This window comes from Desulfobotulus pelophilus (assembly GCF_026155325.1).
Lineage (GTDB): Bacteria > Desulfobacterota > Desulfobacteria > Desulfobacterales > ASO4-4 > Desulfobotulus > Desulfobotulus pelophilus.
The window spans coordinates 91,008-113,207 of the sequence record NZ_JAPFPW010000001.1; the positions used below are offsets into that span (position 1 = coordinate 91,008).

The window sequence follows — 22,200 nt, forward strand, 5'->3', positions numbered from 1 at the left end:
GGTGTGATGCCGGTGCACAGGGAGATTTTTCATGCCTCGGTCGCTGAAAAAAGGTCCGTTTGTGGATCAGAGTCTTTTTAGAAAAGTAGTTACGGCGCAGGAAGCCAGAAGTAACAAGGTTATTAAAACCTGGTCCCGGCGCTCAACCATTCTTCCCGAAATGGTCGGCCTTACGCTGGCTGTTCATAACGGCAAGAAGTTTATTCCGGTTTTTATCTCGGAGAACATGGTGGGGCACAAGCTTGGTGAGTTTTCACCTACGCGGACTTACTATGGTCATGCTGCGGATAAAAAATCCAAAATGAGGAAGTAAAGGATGGCGGAGATGGAGGTTAAAGCAGTTACCCGATATGCACGCATCTCTCCCCAGAAAGTACGCATGATCATCGATGCTGTTAAAGGGAAGCCGGTGGATGCGGGGATTAATGTGTTGCATTTTATGCCGCAGAAAGCTGCCGGGATTCTGGGAAAAACGCTCAAGTCTGCTGTGGCCAATGCGGATCAGCAGGAAATCGACGTCGACTCCCTTTATGTGAAAAATGTATTTGTAGACCAGGGACCATCCCTCAAAAGATTCCGCCCCCGTGCTCGCGGAAGGGGTTCCCGGATTCTGAAACGGACCAGCCATATCACGGTCATCGTTGCCGAGAAGACGGCCTAGGAAGGAGGAGAGGTTGGGTCAGAAAGTTAATCCGACTGGACTGAGATTGGGAGTCATTAGAACCTGGGATTCCCGCTGGTATGCTAAGAAGAATTATGCGGACTTTATTTATGAAGATTTTAAAATCCGTACTTTTCTGAAAAAGCGTCTGGGACATGCCGGCGTATCAAAAATTGAAATTGAACGTTCCAACAAACGCGTACGCCTGCGAATTTTTACGGCACGCCCCGGAATTGTGATCGGGAAAAAGGGAGCGGAAATCGCTCAGCTGAAAAAAGATCTGGGCAAGGTGATTTCACAGGAAGTCCTGATTGATATTCAGGAAGTACGTAAGCCTGAGTTGGATGCACAGCTGGTGGCAGAAAGTGTTGCCCAGCAGCTGGAGAGGCGTGTGGCCTTCCGTCGTGCAATGAAAAGAGGCGTTTCTTCCGCCATGCGTTTTGGCGCGGAGGGTGTGAAGATTATTTGTGCAGGCCGCCTTGGGGGCGCAGAAATGGCCCGGACGGAGTGGTATAAAGAGGGACGTATTCCCCTGCATACACTGCGGGCGGATATTGATTACGGTTTCGCCGAAGCCAAGACAACATACGGACAGATTGGTGTGAAGGTATTTATCTTCAAAGGCGAAGTACTGAGCAAGGACAAAGTTCAGGCGGCTGCCGCTCGGTAGGTCGCTTCAGGAGTTTATGAGACATGCTGAGTCCCAAGAGATTTAAGTTCCGGAAACAGCAGCGTGGCAGAATGAAGGGCGCAGCTCAGCGCGGAGCAACTTTGAGTTTCGGAGAGTTCGGCCTGCAGGCCCTTGAGTGTGGCTATATCAACTCCCGTCAGATTGAATCCGCACGTATCGCCATGACCCGCCATGTCCGGCGTGGCGGGAAGATGTGGATTCGGATTTTTCCGGACAAGCCCATCACAAAGAAGCCTGCTGAAGTTCGTATGGGTAAAGGGAAAGGCCCCCATGATAGCTGGGTGGCTGTAGTCAAGCCCGGACGTATTCTTTATGAAATGGAAGGAGTGCCCCGGGAGAAAGCCATGGAGGCCTTACGTCTGGCGTCCTACAAACTTCCGGTTAAAACCCGGTTCGTAGAAAGAGGCGATTGGCAATGAAAGTAAGTGAATTGAGATCGCTTGGCGTGAAAGAGCTTGAGGCAAAACTGAAAGATTTCAGGCAGGAACACATGAACCTGCGCTTCCGTCATGCGACGGCACAGCTCGATAATACGGCATCCCTCAGGCTGATAAAAAGAGGGATTGCTCGCGCCATGACGGTGATCCAGGAACGGAAATCCAAAGGGCAGGATGCGTAATGAATGAGCGTGGAATGAAACGACAGCAGCTTGGTGTCGTTGTCTCGGACAAAATGGATAAGACCGTAGTTGTCCGGGTTGAGCGGGTAATCAAGCACAAACTGTATAAAAAGTATGTGAAATCGCATAAAAAGTATGCGGCCCATGACGAGGAAAACGCCTGCAAGACAGGGGACCGTGTAGTAATCACGGAAAGCCGCCCCATGAGCAAGAGCAAACATTGGCGTGTCAGTAAAATTGTCGATAAAACGGCTTGATATAAGGAAAGATCGCCATGATTCAGGCTGAAAGCAGACTTACGGTGGCAGACAATTCCGGAGCCAAGGAAGTATACTGTATTAAGGTTCTCGGAGGATCTAAGCGGCGCTATGCCGGCATCGGTGATGTTATTGTGGTATCTGTCAAAGAAGCAATCCCCAATTCAAAAGTAAAAAAGGGGGATGTGCAGAAGGCAGTGATCGTAAGGACATCCAAGGAGATATCCCGACCGGACGGATCAAAAATCCGCTTTGATGATAATTCCGCTGTCTTGATTAACAACAACAGAGAACCCATCGGCACCCGTATCTTCGGACCTGTAGCGCGTGAGCTGCGCGCAAAGCGTTTTATGAAGATTGTCTCCCTGGCGCCCGAGGTCCTCTAACCGGCTGGCCGTAAGGAGAATCGAGTCCAAAATGATGGTAAAAACGCATATAAAAAAAGAAGATAAAGTCAAGATCGTTGCCGGTAAAGATGAAGGTAAGATCGGCAAGGTCCTCAAGGTGATCCGTAAGGATAACCGGGTGATCGTAGAGAACATCAATAAGGTGAAACGCCACGTTAAGCCGGATATGAAAAACCGGCAGGGCGGGATCATCGAACAGGAGGCTCCGATTCATCTGTCCAATGTTATGCTGATGTGCAATCACTGCATGAAGTCTTCCCGCATTAGCATTCAGATGCTGGAAAACGGCAAAAAAGTGCGCGTATGCAAAAAATGCAATGAAAACATCGATGCGTAACCGGGCGGATGACTCAGGATCGTGCCGGAGGTTTGAATGTCGTATTTGAAGAAGAAGTACCAAGAGGAGATTGCTCCTCAGCTGATGGAGGCTTTTCAGTACAAGAATCCCATGCAGGTTCCCCGTATTGAAAAAGTGGTTCTGAATATGGGACTGGGTGAAGCCATCCATAATAGTAAAATTCTGGATTCCGCTGCTGAAGAGCTGGCACGGATTTCCGGCCAGAAACCTGTTATTACAAGAGCTAAAAAATCCATTGCCGCCTTTAAGCTCCGAGAAGGAATGCCCATCGGCTGCACTGTGACGCTCCGTCAGGGGCGGATGTATGATTTTCTGGCTCGTCTGCTGAATGCGGCTCTGCCCCGAGTGAGGGATTTTAAGGGGGTTTCCGGTAAGGCTTTTGACGGTAATGGCAACTATACGCTCGGTATTCGGGAACAGATCATTTTTCCGGAAATTGACTATGATAAGATTGATAAAGTCAAGGGGCTGAACGTGTGTATCGTGACGTCCGCCAAAACCAATGGGGAAGCCAAGGAGCTGCTCCGGCTCATGGGGATGCCCTTCCGGAACTGATGCCACGTTCCCGTGGGTAATTTAGGAGGAAAAAAGTGGCCAAGAAATCTTTGATCGCAAAAGCAAATCGTAAGCCCAAATTTCAGGTCCGCGCGTATAACCGCTGCCCTGTTTGTGGTCGCCCCAGAGCCTTTCTTCGCAAATTTGGTCTGTGCCGTATCTGTTTTCGGAAGATGGCATCTGAAGGCTTATTGCCCGGTGTGACCAAATCCAGCTGGTAGAAGGTGGCTCATGGAGCGGAATCAAGGGACGAAAACGGAGATAAATAAATGGCAGCAATCATAGATCCCATCGCGGATATGCTGACCCGCATAAGAAATGGCGGAAAAGCAAAGTTCGCCAGTGTGGACATGCCCAGCTCTTCAATTAAGCTGGAGCTCGCAAGGGTTCTTAAAGAGCAGGGGTATATCAGGAATTTTAAGAAAGTTGATGATGGCAAACAGGGCATACTTCGGGTTTATCTGAAATACACTGATAGCCAGAAGCATGTGATTTATGGCATTGACCGCGTGAGCAAGCCCAGTTGTCGGACCTATGCAAAGGCTGGTGAGATTAAGCCCGTTCTCAACGGACTTGGCATATCAATTCTTTCCACCTCTAGGGGAATTCTCACCGACAAGCAGGCCAGAACCGAGAATGTGGGCGGCGAAGTGCTCTGCAACGTCTGGTAGGAGTCGAGGAGAGATCATGTCAAGAATTGGGAAAAAACCGATCCAGGTTCCATCCAAGGTCACCGTCAACTACACCAACCGAACCGTAGGTATCGAAGGTCCGCTTGGAAAGCTTGCCCGGGAAATTCATCCTTCAGTGGATCTGGAAATTCAGGATGGGGTCATCAATGTGGTTCCCCTTTCCGATGACCGTCAGTCCGTTGCGTTTCAGGGAATGACCCGTGCACTGGTTGCCAATATGGTTACGGGTGTAAGCGATGGCTTTAAGAAGGTCCTTCAGATTAACGGTATTGGCTACAGAGCCGAACTGAAAAGCGATGTTTTGACTTTGTTTGTGGGCTATTCCAATCCAGTGGGCTATCCAGTCCCGAATGGAATCAGTCTTTCTGTTGAGAAAAATAACGACATTACGGTTTCCGGTATTGATAAGCAGCAGGTTGGCCAGGTTGCAGCGGAAATTCGGGCCGTTCGCCCCCCTGAGCCTTACAAAGGCAAGGGAATCAAGTATGCGGATGAACATATTATTCGTAAGGCTGGTAAATCCGCCAAGTAAAGACGGATCGAGCCCAGGCCCAAAGGGGCCGTAGTGGGACGTTTCGAAACCAAAGAGGATTGAGGGAATGAGCAGCAATTCCAAAAAAGCGACGCGGCTGAAAAGAAAAATCCGTATTCGTAAGAAAGTCCGGGGAAGCACAGCGCGTCCGAGATTATGCGTTTTCAGAAGTGCCCGGCATATATACGCACAGATCATAGATGATATTGAGGGGCGCACACTGTTTTCCGCATCCAGTGCAGAAAAAGATATCCTGAGTTCTGAAGAGAGCGCAGGGGTCAAGCTGGAGCAGGCCAAAGCTATCGGCAAAAAAGTAGCAGAGCGAGCAGTGGCCGGTGGGGTGAGCCAGGTGGTCTTTGACCGGAATGGTTTTATTTATCATGGCCGGGTGAAAGCGGTGGCCGATGGTGCCAGAGAAGCGGGTCTGGAATTTTAAGGTAAGGAGGCTGTGCCTTGTTTAAAAAAGACACGGGTGAAAAACAGTATATCGACAAGGTTGTGTATATCAACCGCGTTGCCAAGGTAGTCAAGGGCGGCCGTCGGTTCAGTTTTAGCGCCATTGTTGTTGTCGGAGATGGTGAAGGCAAAGTGGGATGGGGTCTTGGCAAAGCAGGGGAAGTCCCCGAAGCCATCCGCAAGGGTGTTGAGCAGGCCAAGAAAAATATGGTGAAAATTCCTTTGACTGCAGAAGGTTCCGTTCCCTTTGAAGTGGTTGGCAAATTCGGGGCAGGTCGTGTGTTGCTCAAGCCGGCCTCAGAAGGTACCGGCCTTATAGCCGGCGGACCCGTTCGTGCCGTACTTGAGGCTGTCGGCGTTAAGGATATTTTGACCAAATGCCTTGGGTCCAACAATCCTCACAATATGGTAAAAGCAACCATTGAGGGACTAAGCAGACTGGAAAGCCCGGCCCAGATCGCCAGAAGGCGGGGGCTGCGGATTGAAGATCTGTAAGGGGGAATATCGTAATGGGAACCAAGCTTAATATTCAGTTAGTGCGGAGTCTGGTAGGTAAGCCGGAAAAACAGCGTAAAGTGCTGCGGGCAATGGGGCTGACAAAAATGAACAGTACAGTCATCCTTGATGCCAATCCTGCTATACAGGGTATGATTACCAAAATTGCCCATATGGTGAAAGTGGAGGAGGTGTAAGATGGTAAAACTCTATGAACTTTCTCCGGCAGAAGGCTCGACCCGTAAGCGTAAGCGTAAGGGCCGCGGTGTGGCTTCCGGCAATGGCACAACGGCTGGGCGAGGTTACAATGGTCAGAATTCAAGGTCCGGTGGTAAGGTACGTGCGGGCTTTGAAGGTGGGCAGATGCCTTTGCATCGTCGTCTTCCCAAACGCGGTTTTACAAGCATTTTTAAAACCCAGTTTGCTGTTGTCAATCTTTCGGATCTGTCAAAATTTGAAGCGGGCTCTCTTGTGGACGAAGCGACACTTCTTCAGGCAGGCGTGGTTAAGCAGGTGTATGACGGGGTAAAACTTCTTGCAAAAGGAGACATCTCTGTCCCTCTGACCATACAGGTGTCCCGGATCAGCCAGGCTGCCAAGGCAAAAGTCGTGGCGGCGGGTGGCAAAGTTGAAGGGTAAATGACTTATGATGGGTAGTGGCTTTCAGAATATTTTCAGGGTTCCTGAATTAAAACGACGGGTACTGTTTGCTCTGATGATGCTGGTTGTGTATCGCATCGGCGTGCATGTACCCACGCCTGGCATAGACAGGGAAGCTCTGGCTGCGCTTTTTGCTCGCACAGAGGGTACCCTTTTTGCCATGTTTGACATGTTTTCCGGCGGGGCCTTGGAACAACTGTCGGTCTTTGCCCTCGGAATCATGCCCTATATCAGCGCTTCAATTATCCTGCAGCTGCTTACTGTGGCAGTTCCCCACCTTGAGCGATTGAAAAAAGAGGGAGAACAGGGCCGCCGTAAAATAACCCAGTACACACGATACGGAACAATCGTTCTGAGTGTTATTCAGGGCCTTGGTATCAGTATCGGTCTTGAAAGTATGACAGCGCCCGGCGGTGGTGCTGTTGTGCTGGATCCTGGCTGGGGTTTTCGTTTAATGACGGTTATTACCCTGACTTCCGGCACGGCTTTTATTATGTGGCTGGGTGAGCAGATAACGGAAAAAGGTATTGGTAACGGTATCTCTCTGGTAATTTTTGCTGGTATTGTAGCCGGCTTACCCTCTGCCATGGGAAATACCTTCCGACTGATGAAAACCGGAGAGATGAGTGTCTTTCTGGTTGTATTTCTGATCGTTATGATGGTAGCTGTTGTGGGCTTCATTATTTTTGTGGAGCAGGGACAGCGGCGGATACCCGTGCATTATGCAAAAAGAGTTGTCGGTAACAAAATGTATGGTGGTCAGACTTCTCATCTGCCACTCAAGGTGAATACGGCTGGTGTCATTCCGCCTATTTTTGCCTCTTCCATCATTATGTTTCCGGCTACAATAGCCACGTTTATTGATATGCCGGCGATGCGGGGGGTCATGGATTCTCTTCATCCCGGAGGATTTTTGTACGAGATAGTTTTTGTAGCCTTTATTTTTTTCTTTTGTTTCTTTTACACAGCTATTGTATTTAACCCCGTGGATGTGGCAGAAAACATGAGAAAAAATGGGGGCTACATACCGGGAATCCGCCCGGGAAAAAGGACCTCGGATTTTATAGACAGGGTGCTGACTCGTCTGACGCTCAGTGGAGCGGCTTATGTGTCTGCGGTATGTGTTCTTCCTTCCATACTCATTACCCAGTTTAATGTGCCTTTCTATTTTGGCGGTACAGCCCTGCTGATTGTTGTGGCGGTTTCTCTGGATACGGTTTCCCAGATGGAATCCCATATGATCACCAGGAACTACGAAGGTTTTTTGAACAAGAAGACAGGCAAAATCCGGGGGCGGCGCGGATAACAGGTTTTCCCTGCTGCCCCGAAAAGGCAGCAGGGAAATAAGTATAGACTCGGACACCGTGCGGTGCTATATTTTCGGGTCTTTGCATGACACGGGTATTCCATCCGAATACCCAGGAGGTTCAATGGCCAAGGAAGATGCAATCAAGGTGCAGGGCGAAGTAGTTGAAACCTTGCCTAATGCGATGTTTCGCGTGCGCCTCGAAAACGGACATGAGATTTTAGCACACATCTCCGGGAAGATGCGTATGCATTTTATTAAGATTCTGCCTGGTGATAAGGTGACGGTTGAGTTGTCTCCATATGATTTGACTCGGGGGCGGATCACCTACCGATCCAAATAGGATTTGGTTTAAGAAATGAGGAGCTAGCCATGAAAGTCAGGGCTTCAGTTAAAAAGATTTGCACTAAATGCAAAGTCGTGAAGCGCAAGGGCGTGGTACGTGTTATTTGTGAAAACAAGCGGCATAAACAGCGGCAGGGGTAAAGGGGGATACTTTGGCTCGAATTGCAGGTGTGGATCTTCCCAGAAAGAAGCGTGTTGATATCGCTTTGACCTATATTTATGGTATCGGCAGAACCAGTGCATCTAGAATAGTCGGTAGCTTGGGACTTGATGGTTCCACTAAGGTCGATGCCTTGACGGATGACGAAATAAACGGCATCCGCAAAGCGATTGACGGGGAGTTTAAGGTGGAAGGGGAGCTTCGGTCTGAAGTTTCCATGAACATCAAGAGACTCATGGATCTTGGTTGCTACAGGGGCCTGCGTCACCGCAGGGGACTGCCTGTGCACGGACAGCGTACCCGGACAAATGCCCGGACGCGTAAAGGCCCGAGAAGAGCCGCCATCAAGAAGAAAAAGTAAGCAGGAGACAGGATTAGATTATGGCTAAAGCACGTTCTGCTAAAAAGACAAAAAAAGTTAAAAAGAATATTTCGACGGGTGTTGTGCATATACAGTCTACATTTAACAACACCATTGTAACGATTTCCGATACGGCGGGCGGGGTAGTTTCCTGGTCTTCCTCTGGAGCCATGGGGTTTAAGGGGTCTCGTAAGAGCACGCCCTTTGCTGCCCAGATGGCTGCTGAAGATGCGGCAAAAAAAGCCCAGGAGCACGGTATGCGGAATGTGGAGATTTACGTGAAGGGGCCAGGTTCAGGCCGTGAATCCGCTTTGCGCGCCATTCAAGGAACAGGCTTTACCGTGACCATGATAAAAGATGTCACTCCGGTTCCCCATAACGGCTGCCGTCCGCCCAAACGTCGTCGGGTATAGTTTTGTTAACATACCGCAACGCCACAGGCGGGTATCGGTAATCCATAGTAGCGTAGTGTTGAGTGTCTGAAGGAGGATACCTTGTCCAGATATCGCGGTTCCGTCTGCCGTATGTGCAGGCGTGAAAACATGAAATTATTTCTTAAGGGTGATCGCTGCTTTTCGGACAAATGCAGCTTTGACCGCAGACCTTATGCGCCGGGTCAGCATGGCCAGCGTCGAGGTAAAGTTTCCGACTATGGTATACAGCTTCGTGAAAAGCAGAAGGTTAAACGTCTGTATGGCCTTTCTGAGAAGCAGTTCCGCCTGACATTTGGTAAAGCGGAGCAGAAAAAGGGAATTACAGGTACCAACCTTCTGGTGCATCTGGAATCCAGACTGGATAATGTTGTTTATCGCATGGGTTTTGTCAATTCCCGTATCCAGGGTCGTCATTTTGTCCGGCACAATCATTTTATGGTAAATGGTATTCGCGTGAATATTCCCTCCTATGTTGTGAAAGCAGGGGATGTGATTGAAGTCCGCGAAAAAAGCCGTAAGGTTCAGGCTGTCAATGAAGCCATGGATGCCGTAGTGCGCCGTGGAATTCCCCAGTGGCTGGAGTTGGATAAAGACGGGCACAAAGGGACTGTGAAATCTTTGCCTGTTCGTGAAGATCTCACCCTGCCAATTCAGGAGCAGCTCATTGTTGAATTGTACTCCAAGTAGGCTCCGTGAACACCGGCCATATGGCCGGAGGGCTGCGGCTGTTGCTTCCCGAACCACAGATCGGGCATCCTCTGAACCGATTGGAGATAAGGCCATATGTCATTGAACGAACCTATTTATGTTAACTGGACGGACATGATCAGGCCCGATAAGATCCAGGTGGAGACAACAGAAGAATACGGTAAATTTGTATTCGAACCCCTGGAGCGTGGTTTCGGGACTACCATTGGCAACGCACTGCGGAGGACAATTCTTTCTTCTCTGCATGGTGCTGCTATTGTTTCCGTTAAGTTCGAAGATGTAATGCACGAGTTCACGACTATTCCCCATGTCTTGGAAGATGTCAGTGAAATTATTTTTAACCTCAAGGAAGTTCGTCTGAAAACGGAAGATCTTGAGCCTCAGACTATCCGAATTGATGTGGCTGAAGGAAGGGCCATCACTGCTGCAGATATTGTGTCTGATAACGGCAGGGTTTGCGTTCTGAATCCTGAGCAGTACATTGCTACACTCAATCCTGGTGGTCGGCTGCAAATTGAAATGACCGTAAAAAGCGGCAAGGGATATGCACTGGCTGTATCCAATAAAGATCCGGAAGCATCCGTGGGAACACTTGCCATAGATTCGGTCTTTTCACCCATTCAGCGGGTTCTTTATACCGTTGGCAATGCACGTGTGGGCCAGAAGACAGACTATGACAAGTTGACACTGGAAGTCTGGACAGATGGTAGTGTAGCTCCTGAAGACGCCGTTGCTTACGCAGCAAAAATTCTCAAAGAGCAGTTGTCTGTATTTATTAATTTTGATGAAGAGGTTGTGCCGGAAGCTTCTGTTGAGGAAGAAGAAAGTACCAGCCGTGAATTTAACGAGCACTTGTACCGGAATGTGGATGAGCTTGAACTTTCTGTCCGGAGTGCCAACTGCCTGAAAAATGCTAAAATCTTAAAAATTTGGCAGCTGGTCCAAAAAAGTGAAAATGAGATGCTCAAGACCAAGAATTTCGGCCGCAAATCTTTGAATGAGATCAAGGAAGTCCTGTCGGACATGGGACTGTCCCTCGGTATGAAACTTGAGGGGTTTGTGCCCTTGGAAGATGAAGCGGCTGAGGAAGACGACGAGTAGGAGAGCGGAGCATGCGACACAGAAAAGCAGGCGTAAAACTCAATCGTACATCCAGCCATCGGGATGCCATGTTCCGTAACATGGTAACGTCCATGATCAAACACGGCCGTATTCGTACAACGGATGTGAAGGCCAAGGAATTGCGCCGCTGGGTTGACAAGATGGTAACCCTCGCTAAACGTGGAGACCTGCACGCAAGACGTCAGGCACTTTCCGTTATCAGGGAAAAAAATGTTGTCCATCAGCTTTTTGCTGAAGCGCAGGATCGTTTCGGTCACCGGCCTGGTGGCTACACCCGTATCATTAAGCTGGGAAACCGGGCTGGTGATGCGGCACCCATGGCTTTGATTGAATTTGTTGATCCGGCACCTGTTGCAACGGGTGTGGCTGAAGCCTGATGCTGGTTGAAAAAAGGCCGGTTTTTCCGGCCTTTTTTTATTGTCTGATGATATCCCTCAGTATTGATGACTGACAGGATGTTTTGTTTGTGTTTGGATGATTATACAGTAAAGGTGCCTTTTCCCCGGTGGAAAAGAGCACCTTTTTTGTTCAGGCTGACAGAAATCGCATTTTCCCCTAATCTTTTCTGAACAAATTTCTTTTATCCTGCCTCAAGTGATGCGCTGACACCCCTTCGGTGTTCCGGTTACACAATACGATTAAGGAGAAGAAAAGATGCTCAGAAAAACCGGTCTGTTGTTTATTGCCCTTGCTTTCCTTTGCATGGGAAGCGGAGCAGCCTCTGCCGAAAGACTTTCCATCAACGGTTCCACAACCGTACTCCCAGCAGCTCAGAAGCTTGCGGAAGCTTTCATGAAGGTTCGTCCTGACGTAACAGTTTCTGTTGCGGGCGGAGGTTCAGGTAATGGTATCAAAGCCATTATTGACGGAACTACCCACGTAGGCAACTCCTCGCGCTTTATCAGAAACAGTGAAGTCAGAATGGCCGTTGAAAAGGATACCTATCCGGTTCCTTTCCGCATTGCCCTTGATTGTATCGTGCCCGTTGTTCATCCTGGTAATCCCGTTAACGATCTTACTATCGACCAGCTGAGGGATATGTACACAGGCAAGATCCGGAACTGGAAAGAGGTGGGGGGCAGGGATATGCGCGTAGTGGTCATCTCCAGAGATTCTTCATCAGGGACCTTTGAATCATGGGGGGATCTTGTGATGAATAAAGAGCGTGTGGTGCCCAGTGCCCTGACAGTTCCTTCCAATGGTGGTCTGGTTCAGGCAATCTCAACGACTCCCGGTGCCATCGGTTATATTGCTCTGGGTTATGTGAATAAAGATGTGAAGATTGTTTCCGTGGATGGCGTGATGGGCAGTGAGGAGAATACTATCAGTGGACGCTATCCCATTTCGAGGCCTCTTTTCATGTTCACCAGAGGCTGGCCTGAAGGCGTGACATTAGATTTCATCAATTTTGTATTTTCTAAAAAAGGGCAGGAAGAAGTTAAGGCCGCTGGAAGCATATCTGTTTACTGATTGTCATAATACAAAACATAAAAGATGCGGTGTGTGGATGATTCGACAAAGCACACACCGCTTTTTTTACATTTATCATAAGGAAATTAACATGGCGGTTTTACGCAATAGGACGGAAAAAGCGATTCATTGGCTTTTTTTGAGTATTGCCATGGTTTCCATCGGTATTCTGGTCCTGATCATGTTCTTTCTGTTTAACGAGGGGTTGCCAATTTTTAAGACCGTCACGGTGCAGGAGTTTGTTCTGGGTCATTACTGGTACCCTACGGATGATCCTGCGGATTACGGCATTTTTCCCCTTATTGTCGCCTCTCTCTTCGTTACCCTGCTTTCGGCTGTTATTTCTATTCCCCTTGGGGTCATGACGGCGGTCTATCTTTCAGAAATTGCATCGAGAAGGGTGGCAGAACTGGTGAAGCCTGTTGTGGAACTGCTGGCTGCCCTTCCCAGTGTGGTTATCGGATTTTTTGGTATGGTGCTGGTGGGACCTTTTCTTCAGAAAGCATTTGGTATCCCCATCGGCTTGAATCTTTTCAATGCATCTCTGATGCTGGCGTTCATGTCTATTCCCACCATCTGTTCCATTGCGGAAGATGCCTTGTATTCTGTGCCGAATTCCCTGAGGGAAGCTTCTCTTGCTCTAGGAGCAACGGAGTTGGAGACCATCGTCAAGGTAATTGTCCCGGCAGGACTTTCCGGTATAAGTACGGCTATTATTTTGGGTATGAGCCGGGCCATCGGTGAAACCATGGTGGTTCTCATGGTGGCAGGTGGGGCAGCCATGCTGCCGGGTTCCATTTTTGATCCCGTGCGGCCCATGCCTGCCAGCATTGCGTCAGAAATGGCTGAGGCTCCCTTCAGGGGTGAACACTACCATGCGCTTTTTGCCATTGGTATCGTGCTTTTTCTGTTCACTATGGCTTTTAATCTGGTGGCGGACCAGATTGCACAGCGTTATAAGCAAAGCGGGGAGGCGTCATTATGAGAGATCAGTCCCAAGGGGCTCTTATGGATGAACAAGTTGGATTTGTAAGTATTTTTGAAAAGGGAGGTGGCCTGGGAGGGCGGCGCAGGGTACAGGCGCTGTGGTTTGCTTTCTTCAGAGGGGCAGCTCTTATCAACGGATTTGCCCTTGGTCTCATACTTTTCTTCATGTTTTCCAGGGGCTGGCAGGCCATTTCATGGGAGTTTCTCACCCAGCCGCCCAGAGATTCCATGACAGCTGGTGGTATTTTTCCCTGCATTATAGGTACGCTCGGTCTGGCTCTGGGAGCCATTGCCGTGGCCCTGCCCATCGGTGTCGCCTCAGCCATCTACCTGAACGAATATGCCAGTTCGGGAAAAATTATGCGGATTATCCGTCTGGGCATCAGTAACCTTGCAGGTGTTCCTTCTGTGGTTTTCGGACTTTTTGGTCTGGCATTTTTTTGTATCATGCTGGGTATGGGGGTGAGTCTTGCAGCAGGGGCGCTTACTCTTGGTGCCATGACACTGCCAGTGATCATCGGTGCCACGGAAGAAGCCCTGAAATCAGTTCCCGACACGTACAGGGAAGCTTCTCTGGGGCTGGGAGCTACCCGGTGGCAGACCATATGGCGGGTGGTACTGCCTTCAGCTCTCCCCGGAATTCTAACAGGGGCAATTCTCGGTGTCAGTCGGGCTGCTGGAGAGACAGCTCCTGTTATGTTCACGGCGGCTGTATTTTTTACTCCGAAGATTCCTTCTTCAATTATGGATGAGGTGATGGCTCTGCCCTATCATATTTACGTTCTGGCAACGGCGGGAACCAATATTGAGCAGACCAGACCCCTGCAGTACGGAACGGCTCTGGTGCTGATAGCCCTTGTATTGGGCATGAATTTTGTGGCTATTGTTTACCGTTCGAAGCTGCGTAAAAAAATGCGTTGAGAATGAGGGAACAGGTTGGTTACCGGTATGGTGAGATAAAGGGTGAGCCATGGAAAAGAAATGGAAAATGCAGGCCAGAGGACTGAGTTTTTATTACGGTAATTTTCAGGCACTGTACGATATTGAGCTGGGTTTTCGGGAGAGGGATGTAACGGCACTGATTGGTCCTTCGGGGTGTGGTAAAAGTACTTTTCTGCGCTGTCTGAACCGGATGAATGATTTGATTCCCATCAGTCGGGTTAAGGGAGAAGTGCTGCTGGGTGATGAGAATATTTATGCTCCTTCCGTGGATGTGGTCCGTCTTCGGAGAAGAATCGGTATGGTTTTTCAGAAACCGAACCCTTTCCCCAAGAGTATTTTTGAGAATGTGGCCTACGGGCTACGGGTAAACGGGGTCAGGGACAAAAATATGATTGCAGGGCAAGTGGAAAAAAGTCTGCGGCAGGCAGCTCTCTGGGAGGAAGTGAAGGACAGGCTGCAGGAGTCAGCCCTTGGGATGAGCGGCGGACAGCAGCAGCGCTTGTGTATTGCCAGGGCCCTTGCCGTTGAGCCGGAGGTTCTGCTCATGGATGAGCCAGCTTCTGCGCTGGATCCTCTGGCAACCCAGAAGATTGAGGAGCTGATACATGAACTGAAAAAGGTCTATTCGATTATTATTGTCACTCATAATATGCAGCAGGCAGCCAGGGTTTCTGATGTCACAGCATTTTTTTACATGGGGCATATTATTGAAACAGGTGATACGGACACCATTTTTACCAATCCTAAGAACAAACAAACGGAAGAATACATCACCGGCCGTTTTGGTTGATGGGAAAAGGAATAACCAATGAGTTTATTTCTGCATAATGAGCTGGAAAGTCTCAAAAAAAATCTTCTTTCTTTGGGGACTATGGTGGAAGACCGTGTGCACAGAGTCAGTACTTCTATTGTATCCATGGATCATGAAGTGGCCAGACAGGTAGTATCCACTGACCATGAAATTGATGAACGGGAGGTGGAAATTGAAGAGGAATGTTTAAAGATTATAGCCTTGTATCAGCCTGTTGCCGTGGATTTGCGCTTTTTAGTATGTGTGATTAAAATCAATAATGATCTTGAGCGCATTGCTGATCTGGCTGTGAACATTGGCCGTAGGGTCATGACCATGGCATCGGCAACCCGGCATGTGCCATTTTATGATTATACGGCTATGGCTGCGAAGGTTGGCAGCATGCTGCAGAAAAGCCTGGATGCCTTCGTTACTATGGATGCGGGGCTGGCCAATGCGGTTCGGGCTATGGATGATGAAGTGGATGTCATGAATAAAGATGTGTACGACAGGGTGAAAAAACGTATGGGGGGGGATCCTGAGAATGTTGGATATCTCATTAATATGTTCCTTATTTCACGACACCTGGAGCGGATAGCCGATCATGCTACCAACATAGCCGAAGAAGTGATTTATGTAATTGAAGGGCAGATAGTCCGTCATAGTCAGGCCCGGGTATAAGGGGAGTTATATGGCCAGGGAAACGATCCTCGTTGTGGATGATGAAGAAGATATTGTGGAGTTGATCCGTTACCATCTCAGCCGGGAAGGATATCAAGTTCAGATGGCCAGAAGCGGTGAAGACGCCTTACGTCTCATCCAAAATCAGCCTCCTGACCTGGTTGTGCTGGATTTGATGCTGCCTGGTCTGGACGGGCTGGAAGTAACACGCCGTGTCCGCAGACAGGCCCGGGGAGGGAGTCTTCCCATTGTCATGCTCACGGCAAAGGGAGAAGAGGCCGACGTAGTAACCGGTCTTGAGCTCGGAGCCGATGACTATGTTGCCAAGCCTTTCAGCCCGCGCATTCTTCTGGCCCGTATCCGTTCCGTACTCCGGAGGCAGCAGGTTCCTTGGGTTGATCAGCAGGGGGAGGCGGAGCCTCCGCTGGAAATGGGAGGGCTTGTCATTCATCCGGGACGTCATGAGGTTCTTGCGGATGGAGAAGCTCTGGTTCTCACATGGTCGGAATTTCAGATCCTTTATTTTCTGGCCCGCCGCCCGGGGTGGGTGTTCACCCGTACTCAGATTGTGGATGCCATCCATGGGGATGATTATCCGGTAACGGATCGGAGCGTGGACGTCCAGATTGTGGGTCTGCGGAAAAAGCTCCGCTCATATGGAAAACGAATCGAAACGGTACGCGGGGTTGGGTACCGTTTCAAGGAGTAAAAAGAGTATATGGTGAGGAAACGAACTCTTTTGTGGCAGCTCTACCCTTCCTATTTTCTGGTAATTTTCATTGGTCTGGTTGCGGTGAGTCTATATGCAGCGGGAACCATGAAAACTTTTTTTCTGGATAATACGGAAAAAGAGTTGATGGCCAAGGCCTTTATTTTAAAGCCAAAGATGATCTCACTCCTGTCAGAGAGAAAGTATGATGAGCTGAATCGCATCTGCCGGGAAACAGGGCTTGTTTCTGAGACCCGATTTACCGTTGTTCTGGCTTCGGGCCTTGTTGTGGGTGACAGTCTTGAAATACCGTCAGACATGGAGAATCATAAAGACAGAATAGAAATTGCGAAAGCGGCATCCGGAGGGATAGGAGTGGTTTCCCGATATTCGGAAACCGTGAATCATGCCATGATGTACGTGGCCATACCCCTTGAGAACAGGGGAGAGCTGGCAGGCGTGCTGAGGGCAGCGGTACCCATTACGGCGATCGACAGTCTGATGAATGCTTTTCGTATGCGGATTTTTCTCTGCGGAGCTCTGGTTCTTGTTTTTGCAGCAGGACTTTCCTTGCTGATTTCCCGTAAACTGACACAGCCGCTTCTGCTTCTGAAGGATGGTGCTAACCGTTTTGCAGGGGGCGACTTTTCCCACAGGCTGTTTGTTCCCGCCATAGAAGAAATGGGTGCGCTTGCTGAGGCTATGAACCGTATGGCTTCCGATCTGGATGGGCGGATCCGTCTTGTGGTCAGACAGAAGAATGAGCTGGAGGCTGTGCTGTCCAGTATGCAGGAGGGGGTGATAGCTTTGGATGCAGAAGGGCGAATACTGCGGCTTAATCAGGCTGCTGCCTCAATGTTTAGCGTGGCTCCCATGGCTTATGAAGGAAAGAATGTGTACGAGGTTGTGAGAAATCTGGAGGTCTTACGCTTTGTAGACAGGGCTTTTGCTGCCGACTGCGGAGTTGAGGCGGATATGGATCTTTATCAGTATGGTAAAAAGAAGGTGCATGCCCACAGTTCTCCACTCCTGGATGGGTATAACCGCCGTATGGGAACCCTTTTTGTACTTCAGGATGTAACCCAGTTGCGCAGACTGGAACATATGCGTAGAGATTTTGTGGCCAATGTTTCCCATGAGATCAAAACGCCGCTTACAGCTATCAAGGGTTTTGTGGAAACCATCCGGGAAGCCGGTGGTGTGGAGCCCGAAGAGGTGCAGCGGTTTATGGCAATTATTGACAGGAATGTCAACCGCCTGATTTTCCTTGTGGATGACCTGTTAAAGCTATCCAGTATTGAGCAGGAAGGAGATTCCGGAGATCTGCTTCTGGAAGAAAAATCTGTTAAAGACTGTCTTAGTGCTGCGATTCAGATCTGTTCGGCTAAGGCAGAGGAAAAGAATATTGAAATCTTGATGGAATGCCCGGATGACTGTGTGGTTCCCATGGACAGTCATCTGATGGAACATGCGGCCGTAAACCTTTTGGATAATGCCCTGAAGTATTCACCGGACCATAGCAGAATTCATATCCGTGTCTTTCAAGAGGATAATGGGATTACAATTACCTTCACGGACAGCGGTATGGGCATTGCCGAAGAACATCTGGGGCGGCTTTTTGAACGTTTTTACCGTGTGGACAAGGCAAGGAGCCGTAAGCTGGGAGGTACGGGACTGGGGCTTGCCATCGTCAAGCATATCATGAATGCCCATGGAGGGAGGGTTGCGGTCCATAGCCGCCTTGGTGAAGGAAGTGTGTTTTCCCTTTTTTTGCCCCTATAAGTTTGTATTCTATGAAAATTGGGATATGATAAAGCATAGGTCAGTGGCTGCTGGTACGGGCCGATGAAAGGACTTCTCAGATGAAGAGGCGGGTCGGATCCCATGGATCTTGGAGAGCTCAAAGAAAAATTCCAAAGCAAGGCGGTTGCCGATCTTAAGGATATCAACCTTGTTTTGAAGGCCACTCCCTTTCTTGTGCGGGAGGTTATCCGACTGGAGGAAGCACTGGTCGAGTCGGAGAAGCGCATTGAGCGCCTGGCAGGTATGTTAAGGCGAACCCCCCCTACTTTCCGTTCCGGTAAAAAAGATCAGGCAGCCTGGAAAATATGGATGGATGAAAGGAAAAACCGCCTTTACATTCAAATTTTCGGGAAAGTGGAAAGGCGATCCGGAAAAATGATTTCCAATGCCATTCTGGCTGTTATGGAAAATCTTCACCATGGGTTTATGGTAGTGGTAGACCTTCGAAAAATGACAGCAGATGTGGATTCCAGAACCCGATTTTATTTTCGTAAAACAGCCTATGCCTTTGGGCTGATGCAGGCAGAACCCGTTATACGCGTGATTGATGAAGGCCAGCCCCTGGATTTTCTTTTTGATAATGAGGAAAACTGTCCTTCTCTTCAGGGCTCGGGTGATGTGAATCGGGTTCGGACCATGGAAGAAGCGGATCGTCTTCTGGACAATATCGGACGACATTTGCGATCCTGAAAGCATCCTTTCCTTGCCCCGGGGCCATAGGAAGAAAGATATTTCGGGATACGGTTCTTTTGTTGATTCGGAGTCAGGGGAGTATTCCGGCTCTGAGGGTTTGTGCAAAATGTTTGCTCCGGCCTGATGCGGACTTAATGTAGGATCTGCTTTTTTCAGGGAGCAGCCCATCGTGGGGGCATTGTCATCCGGTTTTGCAGGATGGTATGGTTGCTGTGCAGCGATGACCATGTATTCATGCCCCGGCCTCTGCCGCATGCAGACTTGTCGCGAGGTGGGTACTGACCGGGTGCTGTATAAAACGGTCTTTCCATATGGATAATCACAGAGAATAAGGTTGCAGGGCTGTCTGGAGAGTACTCAAAGAGATGCCGTGCGGATGGATTCCATGGGTGATGAATGAGGACGAGGTCAGGAGGTTGTTGTTGAATCCCTGGAAGGAAGCTGAAAAGGTAGTAGCTGGCCAAAAAGTGGAGGATTCTTTTTTTCTGGCCATTCTTAAAGCAGAAGCGGCGGATATGGCTGCGATTTTGGCGGGTGCCGATCGGATTCGAAGAACCTTTTTTCGGGATGATGTCCGTCTTTGTGCCATTTGCAACGGCAAATCCGGAAGATGCTCAGAAGATTGCAGTTTCTGCTCCCAGTCCGTTCATGCCAGCTGTGATATTGATGTCTATCCCCTTATGTCACAGATGGAGTTGGTTCGAAGTGCCCGGGATGCGTCAGCATGGCCCCTGGACCGGTACAGTATTGTCACCAGTGGAAGGGGAATGGAGGAGGATGAGCTCCGTTTGCTGCTGGATGCGTTACGGGAGTTTCCTCAGACGGGAATGGCCTATTGCGCTTCCTTGGGCATTCTCTCCGAAAGATCTTTGAAATGTCTGAAGGCTGCTGGTATCAGCCGCTATCATCATAACCTTGAAACAGCGGCTTCACTCTTCCCTTCGGTATGCAGTACGCATTCCTATGAAGAGCGTTTGCAGACTGTGAAGGCTGCCAAAAGAGCCGGGCTTGAAATCTGTTGTGGTGGAATTTTCGGGCTGGGTGAGAGCGATGAGCAGATTCTTGAGTTCGCCAGAACCCTTGAAGGTCTGAACGTGGATGCTGTACCCATGAATTTTCTGGTTCCCATTGCGGGAACAGCCACAGGGCATTATGAAGGCTTATCCCCCTTACGTTGTCTGAAAATTCTGGCGGCTTTTCGTTTTAAATTGCCCAGAACCCCTCTCATTGTCTGTGGTGGGAGGCAACAGAATTTTGCCAGTCTGGAATCCTTTATTTTTACCGCTGGTGCTACGGGCTTGATGACAGGAGATTTTCTTACCACACCCGGCAAGGCTGTGGAAAGGGATCTTGCCATGCTTGCTGATGGGGGATGGCGGGTGGTAAGGGCAGACTTCAATGGAATAAAGAAAATCTATAGTGGTGACAGATAGTACAGAGGAGGCATTCAATGAATATTGAACGAGTGGTAATGGCTTTTGCCGGTGGTATGATTCTTCTGAGTTTGTTACTTTATCTGGTACATAGTCCTTACTGGCTGCTACTGACGGCTTTTGTGGGGGGCAACCTCCTGCAGGCTGTTTTTACGGGATTTTGTCCCTTGGCCATTGTGCTGGGGTTTTTCGGAATGAAGACCGGTATGGTTTTTGACAGGAAAAAATGAACCGGGGGTAGCTTTCCGGAGATTTTGAAGAAAAAAAGCAGGCCTGCTATCATATTCATGACCGCAGGCCTGCTTTTTTTATGGAAATGGTAATGCTGTTCCGATCTGAATTTTACGTATGGCTGAATTCACCGCAAAGGGCGCCTACCAGGCCGGGAATGGTAAATTCCTTTGCTTCAATATCCACCGTAAAACCAAGTTTTATAGCCGTATCAGAGGTGATGGGTCCAATGGAAGCTACCTTGAGATGGCGGGTAAGTTCTTCAAATCGGTTGGCAGGAATAAGACTTGTAAAGTTTTTGACGGTGGAAGAGCTGGTGAATGTGACGAAATCCGCATCCCCTTTTTCCAGTATGGATGTGAGGGCATCGGCCTGGTCTGTGACGGGAAGGGTCACATAAGCTGTAACTTCATCTACGTTTGCACCCATTTCCCTCAGGGCATCAGGCAGCACACTTCTGGCTTCTTCTGCTCTGGGCAGGAGTACATTTTGACCTTTCATGGGAACCCCCATGAAAGCATCCGCCACAGATTCCGCACGGTAGCTTTGGGGCAGGATATCACAGCGGATACCGAAGTCCAGCAATCTTTCTGCCGTTACGGGCCCGATGCAGGCGGTTTTTACCCGGTGCAGGGCTCGTACGTCCAAGCCCTTTTCAAACAGTCTGTGGAAGAAATGCCTGACTCCGTTGACGCTGGTAAAAATCAGCCAGTCATAGTGGTCAAGGGTATCAATGGCCGCATCCATAGCGCTGAGATCCTTGGGCTTTTCAACACGTATGGTTGGTATTTCAATGCAGCAGGCTCCCAGCTGTGTAAGCTGATGAACAAGATCGCTGGCCTGCTCCCGGGCACGGGTAACAAGAATACGTTTACCCAGAAGGGGGCGTTCTTTTTCAAACCAGGCAAGATTGTTGCGCAGCTGCACCACGTCACCGACCACAATGATGGCGGGGGCTTTTAAGCCTGCCATGCGGACCTTTTCTTCAATGTCTGTAAGGTTTCCGGTAAGCGTTTGCTGCCGTGTCGTGCTGCCCCAGCGGATGAGAGCCACCGGGGTCATGGGATCCCTGCCGTGTTGAAGGAGCCTGGCTGTGATAAGGGGCAGATTTTTAACGCCCATATAAAATACGATAGTTCCGATGCCGCGACTCAGGGCTTCCCAGTTGATGTTGGAGTCTTCCTTGGCAGGATCTTCATGGCCTGTGACAAAGGCAAGAGTAGCCGTCATTTTCCGGTGCGTAAGGGGGATGCCGGCATAGGCTGAAGCGGCGATGCCAGCGGTGACACCGGGAACCACTTCAAAGGGAATGCCGTTTTCCTTCAGTACTTCAGCCTCTTCTCCACCGCGACCGAAAATAAAGGGATCGCCTCCTTTTAGGCGGACAACGGTTCGGCCTGTTCTTGCCTTGTCCACAATGAGCTGGTTAATGGCATCCTGTGAGAGGGTGTGGTCTCCTCCTTTTTTACCCACGTAAATACATTCTGCTTCCGGAGATGCCAACGCAAGAAGTGGGGGGGCAGCAAGGTAATCATAGATAATCACTCCTGCCTGAGCCATGCATTCCTTACCTTTCAGGGTAAAGAGACCGGGATCTCCGGGGCCGGCACCAACGAGAAAAACTTTTCCGGGTTTCATGATC

General features: G+C 49.4%; 35 protein-coding genes. 34 read left to right on the forward strand and 1 reads right to left on the reverse strand.

The features are described 5' to 3' along the window. Window positions 1-31: 31 nt before the first annotated feature. The 34 genes from rpsS to OOT00_RS00575 all read left to right on the forward strand — a co-directional run bounded on the left by rpsS (window position 32) and on the right by OOT00_RS00575 (window position 20,557). Window positions 32-313 carry a 30S ribosomal protein S19 gene (gene rpsS / locus OOT00_RS00410; protein WP_265423311.1) on the forward strand — a complete coding sequence of 94 codons (282 nt, stop codon included), beginning with the start codon at window positions 32-34 and terminating at the stop codon, window positions 311-313. Between the two features lie 12 nt (window positions 314-325). Further along, entirely contained in the window at window positions 326-661 is a 336-nt protein-coding gene (rplV, locus tag OOT00_RS00415) for a 50S ribosomal protein L22 (RefSeq protein WP_265423312.1), read from the forward strand. 13 nt (window positions 662-674) lie between these two features. Continuing rightward, a complete protein-coding gene (rpsC, locus tag OOT00_RS00420; RefSeq protein ID WP_265423313.1) occupies window positions 675-1,331 on the forward strand; it encodes a 30S ribosomal protein S3 in 657 nt (218 codons plus the stop codon). A 23-nt stretch (window positions 1,332-1,354) separates the two neighbouring features. Then, window positions 1,355-1,771 (forward strand): 50S ribosomal protein L16, encoded by a 417-nt coding sequence (rplP, locus tag OOT00_RS00425; protein WP_265423314.1) that lies wholly within the window; start codon window positions 1,355-1,357, stop codon window positions 1,769-1,771. Next, window positions 1,768-1,971, forward strand: coding sequence for a 50S ribosomal protein L29 (gene rpmC, locus OOT00_RS00430; RefSeq protein ID WP_265423315.1), 204 nt, complete (start codon window positions 1,768-1,770; stop codon window positions 1,969-1,971). Before rplP ends, rpmC begins: the two co-directional genes overlap by 4 nt. Beyond that, on the forward strand, window positions 1,971-2,228 hold the full coding sequence (gene rpsQ, locus OOT00_RS00435; RefSeq protein ID WP_265423316.1) for a 30S ribosomal protein S17: 258 nt from the start codon (window positions 1,971-1,973) through the stop codon (window positions 2,226-2,228). The genes rpmC and rpsQ overlap by 1 nt, the downstream gene beginning before the upstream one ends. Before the next feature lie 17 nt (window positions 2,229-2,245). Continuing rightward, on the forward strand, window positions 2,246-2,614 hold the full coding sequence (rplN, locus tag OOT00_RS00440; RefSeq protein WP_139448022.1) for a 50S ribosomal protein L14: 369 nt from the start codon (window positions 2,246-2,248) through the stop codon (window positions 2,612-2,614). Between the two features lie 31 nt (window positions 2,615-2,645). Then, window positions 2,646-2,972: a 50S ribosomal protein L24 gene (gene rplX, locus OOT00_RS00445; RefSeq protein ID WP_265423317.1), complete on the forward strand. Its 327-nt coding sequence runs from the start codon at window positions 2,646-2,648 to the stop codon at window positions 2,970-2,972. Window positions 2,973-3,008: 36 nt separating this feature from the next. Further along, window positions 3,009-3,548 (forward strand): 50S ribosomal protein L5, encoded by a 540-nt coding sequence (gene rplE, locus OOT00_RS00450; protein WP_265423318.1) that lies wholly within the window; start codon window positions 3,009-3,011, stop codon window positions 3,546-3,548. A 35-nt stretch (window positions 3,549-3,583) separates the two neighbouring features. Next, window positions 3,584-3,769 (forward strand): type Z 30S ribosomal protein S14, encoded by a 186-nt coding sequence (locus OOT00_RS00455; protein WP_139448017.1) that lies wholly within the window; start codon window positions 3,584-3,586, stop codon window positions 3,767-3,769. 48 nt (window positions 3,770-3,817) lie between these two features. Next, window positions 3,818-4,219 carry a 30S ribosomal protein S8 gene (rpsH, locus tag OOT00_RS00460; RefSeq protein ID WP_265423319.1) on the forward strand — a complete coding sequence of 134 codons (402 nt, stop codon included), beginning with the start codon at window positions 3,818-3,820 and terminating at the stop codon, window positions 4,217-4,219. Window positions 4,220-4,235: 16 nt separating this feature from the next. Beyond that, window positions 4,236-4,772 carry a 50S ribosomal protein L6 gene (gene rplF / locus OOT00_RS00465; RefSeq protein WP_265423320.1) on the forward strand — a complete coding sequence of 179 codons (537 nt, stop codon included), beginning with the start codon at window positions 4,236-4,238 and terminating at the stop codon, window positions 4,770-4,772. Between the two features lie 67 nt (window positions 4,773-4,839). Then, entirely contained in the window at window positions 4,840-5,208 is a 369-nt protein-coding gene (rplR, locus tag OOT00_RS00470) for a 50S ribosomal protein L18 (RefSeq protein WP_265423321.1), read from the forward strand. A 17-nt stretch (window positions 5,209-5,225) separates the two neighbouring features. Further along, a complete protein-coding gene (gene rpsE, locus OOT00_RS00475; protein WP_265423322.1) occupies window positions 5,226-5,723 on the forward strand; it encodes a 30S ribosomal protein S5 in 498 nt (165 codons plus the stop codon). A gap of 14 nt (window positions 5,724-5,737) precedes the next feature. Then, window positions 5,738-5,920 (forward strand): 50S ribosomal protein L30, encoded by a 183-nt coding sequence (gene rpmD / locus OOT00_RS00480; RefSeq protein WP_265423323.1) that lies wholly within the window; start codon window positions 5,738-5,740, stop codon window positions 5,918-5,920. 1 nt (window position 5,921) lies between these two features. Continuing rightward, a complete protein-coding gene (rplO, locus tag OOT00_RS00485; protein WP_265423324.1) occupies window positions 5,922-6,362 on the forward strand; it encodes a 50S ribosomal protein L15 in 441 nt (146 codons plus the stop codon). A gap of 7 nt (window positions 6,363-6,369) precedes the next feature. Then, the gene (gene secY, locus OOT00_RS00490) at window positions 6,370-7,689 is read left to right on the forward strand and encodes a preprotein translocase subunit SecY (protein ID WP_265423325.1); all 1,320 of its coding nucleotides are present in this window, start codon (window positions 6,370-6,372) and stop codon (window positions 7,687-7,689) included. Between the two features lie 124 nt (window positions 7,690-7,813). Next, window positions 7,814-8,032, forward strand: a complete 219-nt coding sequence (gene infA, locus OOT00_RS00495; RefSeq protein ID WP_139448003.1) for a translation initiation factor IF-1 — start codon at window positions 7,814-7,816, stop codon at window positions 8,030-8,032. A gap of 29 nt (window positions 8,033-8,061) precedes the next feature. Then, window positions 8,062-8,175, forward strand: coding sequence for a 50S ribosomal protein L36 (gene rpmJ / locus OOT00_RS00500; RefSeq protein WP_144684866.1), 114 nt, complete (start codon window positions 8,062-8,064; stop codon window positions 8,173-8,175). 11 nt (window positions 8,176-8,186) lie between these two features. Further along, window positions 8,187-8,555: a 30S ribosomal protein S13 gene (gene rpsM, locus OOT00_RS00505; RefSeq protein WP_265423326.1), complete on the forward strand. Its 369-nt coding sequence runs from the start codon at window positions 8,187-8,189 to the stop codon at window positions 8,553-8,555. A 20-nt stretch (window positions 8,556-8,575) separates the two neighbouring features. Further along, entirely contained in the window at window positions 8,576-8,968 is a 393-nt protein-coding gene (gene rpsK / locus OOT00_RS00510) for a 30S ribosomal protein S11 (protein WP_265423327.1), read from the forward strand. Between the two features lie 81 nt (window positions 8,969-9,049). Further along, the gene (gene rpsD, locus OOT00_RS00515) at window positions 9,050-9,676 is read left to right on the forward strand and encodes a 30S ribosomal protein S4 (RefSeq protein ID WP_265423328.1); all 627 of its coding nucleotides are present in this window, start codon (window positions 9,050-9,052) and stop codon (window positions 9,674-9,676) included. A 96-nt stretch (window positions 9,677-9,772) separates the two neighbouring features. Further along, window positions 9,773-10,798, forward strand: a complete 1,026-nt coding sequence (locus tag OOT00_RS00520; RefSeq protein ID WP_265423329.1) for a DNA-directed RNA polymerase subunit alpha — start codon at window positions 9,773-9,775, stop codon at window positions 10,796-10,798. An 11-nt stretch (window positions 10,799-10,809) separates the two neighbouring features. Further along, on the forward strand, window positions 10,810-11,196 hold the full coding sequence (rplQ, locus tag OOT00_RS00525) for a 50S ribosomal protein L17 (RefSeq protein WP_265423330.1): 387 nt from the start codon (window positions 10,810-10,812) through the stop codon (window positions 11,194-11,196). Between the two features lie 277 nt (window positions 11,197-11,473). Then, a complete protein-coding gene (locus OOT00_RS00530) occupies window positions 11,474-12,289 on the forward strand; it encodes a phosphate ABC transporter substrate-binding protein (protein ID WP_265423331.1) in 816 nt (271 codons plus the stop codon). A gap of 91 nt (window positions 12,290-12,380) precedes the next feature. Then, complete coding sequence (gene pstC / locus OOT00_RS00535; RefSeq protein WP_265423332.1) at window positions 12,381-13,274, forward strand: phosphate ABC transporter permease subunit PstC; 894 nt, start codon at window positions 12,381-12,383, stop codon at window positions 13,272-13,274. A gap of 23 nt (window positions 13,275-13,297) precedes the next feature. Further along, the gene (gene pstA / locus OOT00_RS00540; RefSeq protein WP_265423333.1) at window positions 13,298-14,197 is read left to right on the forward strand and encodes a phosphate ABC transporter permease PstA; all 900 of its coding nucleotides are present in this window, start codon (window positions 13,298-13,300) and stop codon (window positions 14,195-14,197) included. Between the two features lie 49 nt (window positions 14,198-14,246). Then, complete coding sequence (gene pstB, locus OOT00_RS00545) at window positions 14,247-15,008, forward strand: phosphate ABC transporter ATP-binding protein PstB (RefSeq protein ID WP_265423334.1); 762 nt, start codon at window positions 14,247-14,249, stop codon at window positions 15,006-15,008. Window positions 15,009-15,026: 18 nt separating this feature from the next. Next, the gene (gene phoU / locus OOT00_RS00550) at window positions 15,027-15,689 is read left to right on the forward strand and encodes a phosphate signaling complex protein PhoU (RefSeq protein ID WP_265423335.1); all 663 of its coding nucleotides are present in this window, start codon (window positions 15,027-15,029) and stop codon (window positions 15,687-15,689) included. A 10-nt stretch (window positions 15,690-15,699) separates the two neighbouring features. Continuing rightward, a complete protein-coding gene (locus tag OOT00_RS00555; protein WP_265423336.1) occupies window positions 15,700-16,398 on the forward strand; it encodes a response regulator transcription factor in 699 nt (232 codons plus the stop codon). 9 nt (window positions 16,399-16,407) lie between these two features. Further along, a complete protein-coding gene (locus tag OOT00_RS00560; RefSeq protein ID WP_265423337.1) occupies window positions 16,408-18,180 on the forward strand; it encodes a sensor histidine kinase in 1,773 nt (590 codons plus the stop codon). Between the two features lie 102 nt (window positions 18,181-18,282). Beyond that, window positions 18,283-18,891 carry a hypothetical protein gene (locus OOT00_RS00565; protein ID WP_265423338.1) on the forward strand — a complete coding sequence of 203 codons (609 nt, stop codon included), beginning with the start codon at window positions 18,283-18,285 and terminating at the stop codon, window positions 18,889-18,891. Between the two features lie 425 nt (window positions 18,892-19,316). Continuing rightward, window positions 19,317-20,327 (forward strand): biotin synthase BioB, encoded by a 1,011-nt coding sequence (gene bioB, locus OOT00_RS00570; protein ID WP_265423339.1) that lies wholly within the window; start codon window positions 19,317-19,319, stop codon window positions 20,325-20,327. Window positions 20,328-20,344: 17 nt separating this feature from the next. Next, the gene (locus OOT00_RS00575) at window positions 20,345-20,557 is read left to right on the forward strand and encodes a YgaP family membrane protein (RefSeq protein ID WP_265423340.1); all 213 of its coding nucleotides are present in this window, start codon (window positions 20,345-20,347) and stop codon (window positions 20,555-20,557) included. 112 nt (window positions 20,558-20,669) lie between these two features. Here OOT00_RS00575 and cobA read toward each other — a convergent pair whose 3' ends face one another. Then, complete coding sequence (gene cobA, locus OOT00_RS00580) at window positions 20,670-22,196, reverse strand: uroporphyrinogen-III C-methyltransferase (RefSeq protein WP_265423341.1); 1,527 nt, start codon at window positions 22,194-22,196, stop codon at window positions 20,670-20,672. Window positions 22,197-22,200: the final 4 nt, after the last annotated feature.

Coding starts and splice junctions, on each gene's coding strand:
- infA (WP_139448003.1), top strand. CDS start 7,814: ATGGCCAAGGAAGATGCAATCAAGGTGCAGGGCGAAGTAGTTGAAACC.
- rplP (WP_265423314.1), top strand. CDS start 1,355: ATGCTGAGTCCCAAGAGATTTAAGTTCCGGAAACAGCAGCGTGGCAGA.
- rplF (WP_265423320.1), top strand. CDS start 4,236: ATGTCAAGAATTGGGAAAAAACCGATCCAGGTTCCATCCAAGGTCACC.
- pstC (WP_265423332.1), top strand. CDS start 12,381: ATGGCGGTTTTACGCAATAGGACGGAAAAAGCGATTCATTGGCTTTTT.
- rpsK (WP_265423327.1), top strand. CDS start 8,576: ATGGCTAAAGCACGTTCTGCTAAAAAGACAAAAAAAGTTAAAAAGAAT.
- rpsQ (WP_265423316.1), top strand. CDS start 1,971: ATGAATGAGCGTGGAATGAAACGACAGCAGCTTGGTGTCGTTGTCTCG.
- pstB (WP_265423334.1), top strand. CDS start 14,247: ATGGAAAAGAAATGGAAAATGCAGGCCAGAGGACTGAGTTTTTATTAC.
- OOT00_RS00555 (WP_265423336.1), top strand. CDS start 15,700: ATGGCCAGGGAAACGATCCTCGTTGTGGATGATGAAGAAGATATTGTG.
- rplO (WP_265423324.1), top strand. CDS start 5,922: ATGGTAAAACTCTATGAACTTTCTCCGGCAGAAGGCTCGACCCGTAAG.
- rpsH (WP_265423319.1), top strand. CDS start 3,818: ATGGCAGCAATCATAGATCCCATCGCGGATATGCTGACCCGCATAAGA.
- rpsS (WP_265423311.1), top strand. CDS start 32: ATGCCTCGGTCGCTGAAAAAAGGTCCGTTTGTGGATCAGAGTCTTTTT.
- rpmD (WP_265423323.1), top strand. CDS start 5,738: ATGGGAACCAAGCTTAATATTCAGTTAGTGCGGAGTCTGGTAGGTAAG.
- rplN (WP_139448022.1), top strand. CDS start 2,246: ATGATTCAGGCTGAAAGCAGACTTACGGTGGCAGACAATTCCGGAGCC.
- OOT00_RS00520 (WP_265423329.1), top strand. CDS start 9,773: ATGTCATTGAACGAACCTATTTATGTTAACTGGACGGACATGATCAGG.
- OOT00_RS00560 (WP_265423337.1), top strand. CDS start 16,408: ATGGTGAGGAAACGAACTCTTTTGTGGCAGCTCTACCCTTCCTATTTT.
- rplE (WP_265423318.1), top strand. CDS start 3,009: ATGTCGTATTTGAAGAAGAAGTACCAAGAGGAGATTGCTCCTCAGCTG.
- rplR (WP_265423321.1), top strand. CDS start 4,840: ATGAGCAGCAATTCCAAAAAAGCGACGCGGCTGAAAAGAAAAATCCGT.
- OOT00_RS00575 (WP_265423340.1), top strand. CDS start 20,345: ATGAATATTGAACGAGTGGTAATGGCTTTTGCCGGTGGTATGATTCTT.
- phoU (WP_265423335.1), top strand. CDS start 15,027: ATGAGTTTATTTCTGCATAATGAGCTGGAAAGTCTCAAAAAAAATCTT.
- secY (WP_265423325.1), top strand. CDS start 6,370: ATGATGGGTAGTGGCTTTCAGAATATTTTCAGGGTTCCTGAATTAAAA.
- rplV (WP_265423312.1), top strand. CDS start 326: ATGGAGGTTAAAGCAGTTACCCGATATGCACGCATCTCTCCCCAGAAA.
- rplX (WP_265423317.1), top strand. CDS start 2,646: ATGATGGTAAAAACGCATATAAAAAAAGAAGATAAAGTCAAGATCGTT.
- rpmJ (WP_144684866.1), top strand. CDS start 8,062: ATGAAAGTCAGGGCTTCAGTTAAAAAGATTTGCACTAAATGCAAAGTC.
- cobA (WP_265423341.1), bottom strand. CDS start 22,196: ATGAAACCCGGAAAAGTTTTTCTCGTTGGTGCCGGCCCCGGAGATCCC.
- OOT00_RS00565 (WP_265423338.1), top strand. CDS start 18,283: ATGGATCTTGGAGAGCTCAAAGAAAAATTCCAAAGCAAGGCGGTTGCC.
- rplQ (WP_265423330.1), top strand. CDS start 10,810: ATGCGACACAGAAAAGCAGGCGTAAAACTCAATCGTACATCCAGCCAT.
- pstA (WP_265423333.1), top strand. CDS start 13,298: ATGGATGAACAAGTTGGATTTGTAAGTATTTTTGAAAAGGGAGGTGGC.
- rpmC (WP_265423315.1), top strand. CDS start 1,768: ATGAAAGTAAGTGAATTGAGATCGCTTGGCGTGAAAGAGCTTGAGGCA.
- OOT00_RS00530 (WP_265423331.1), top strand. CDS start 11,474: ATGCTCAGAAAAACCGGTCTGTTGTTTATTGCCCTTGCTTTCCTTTGC.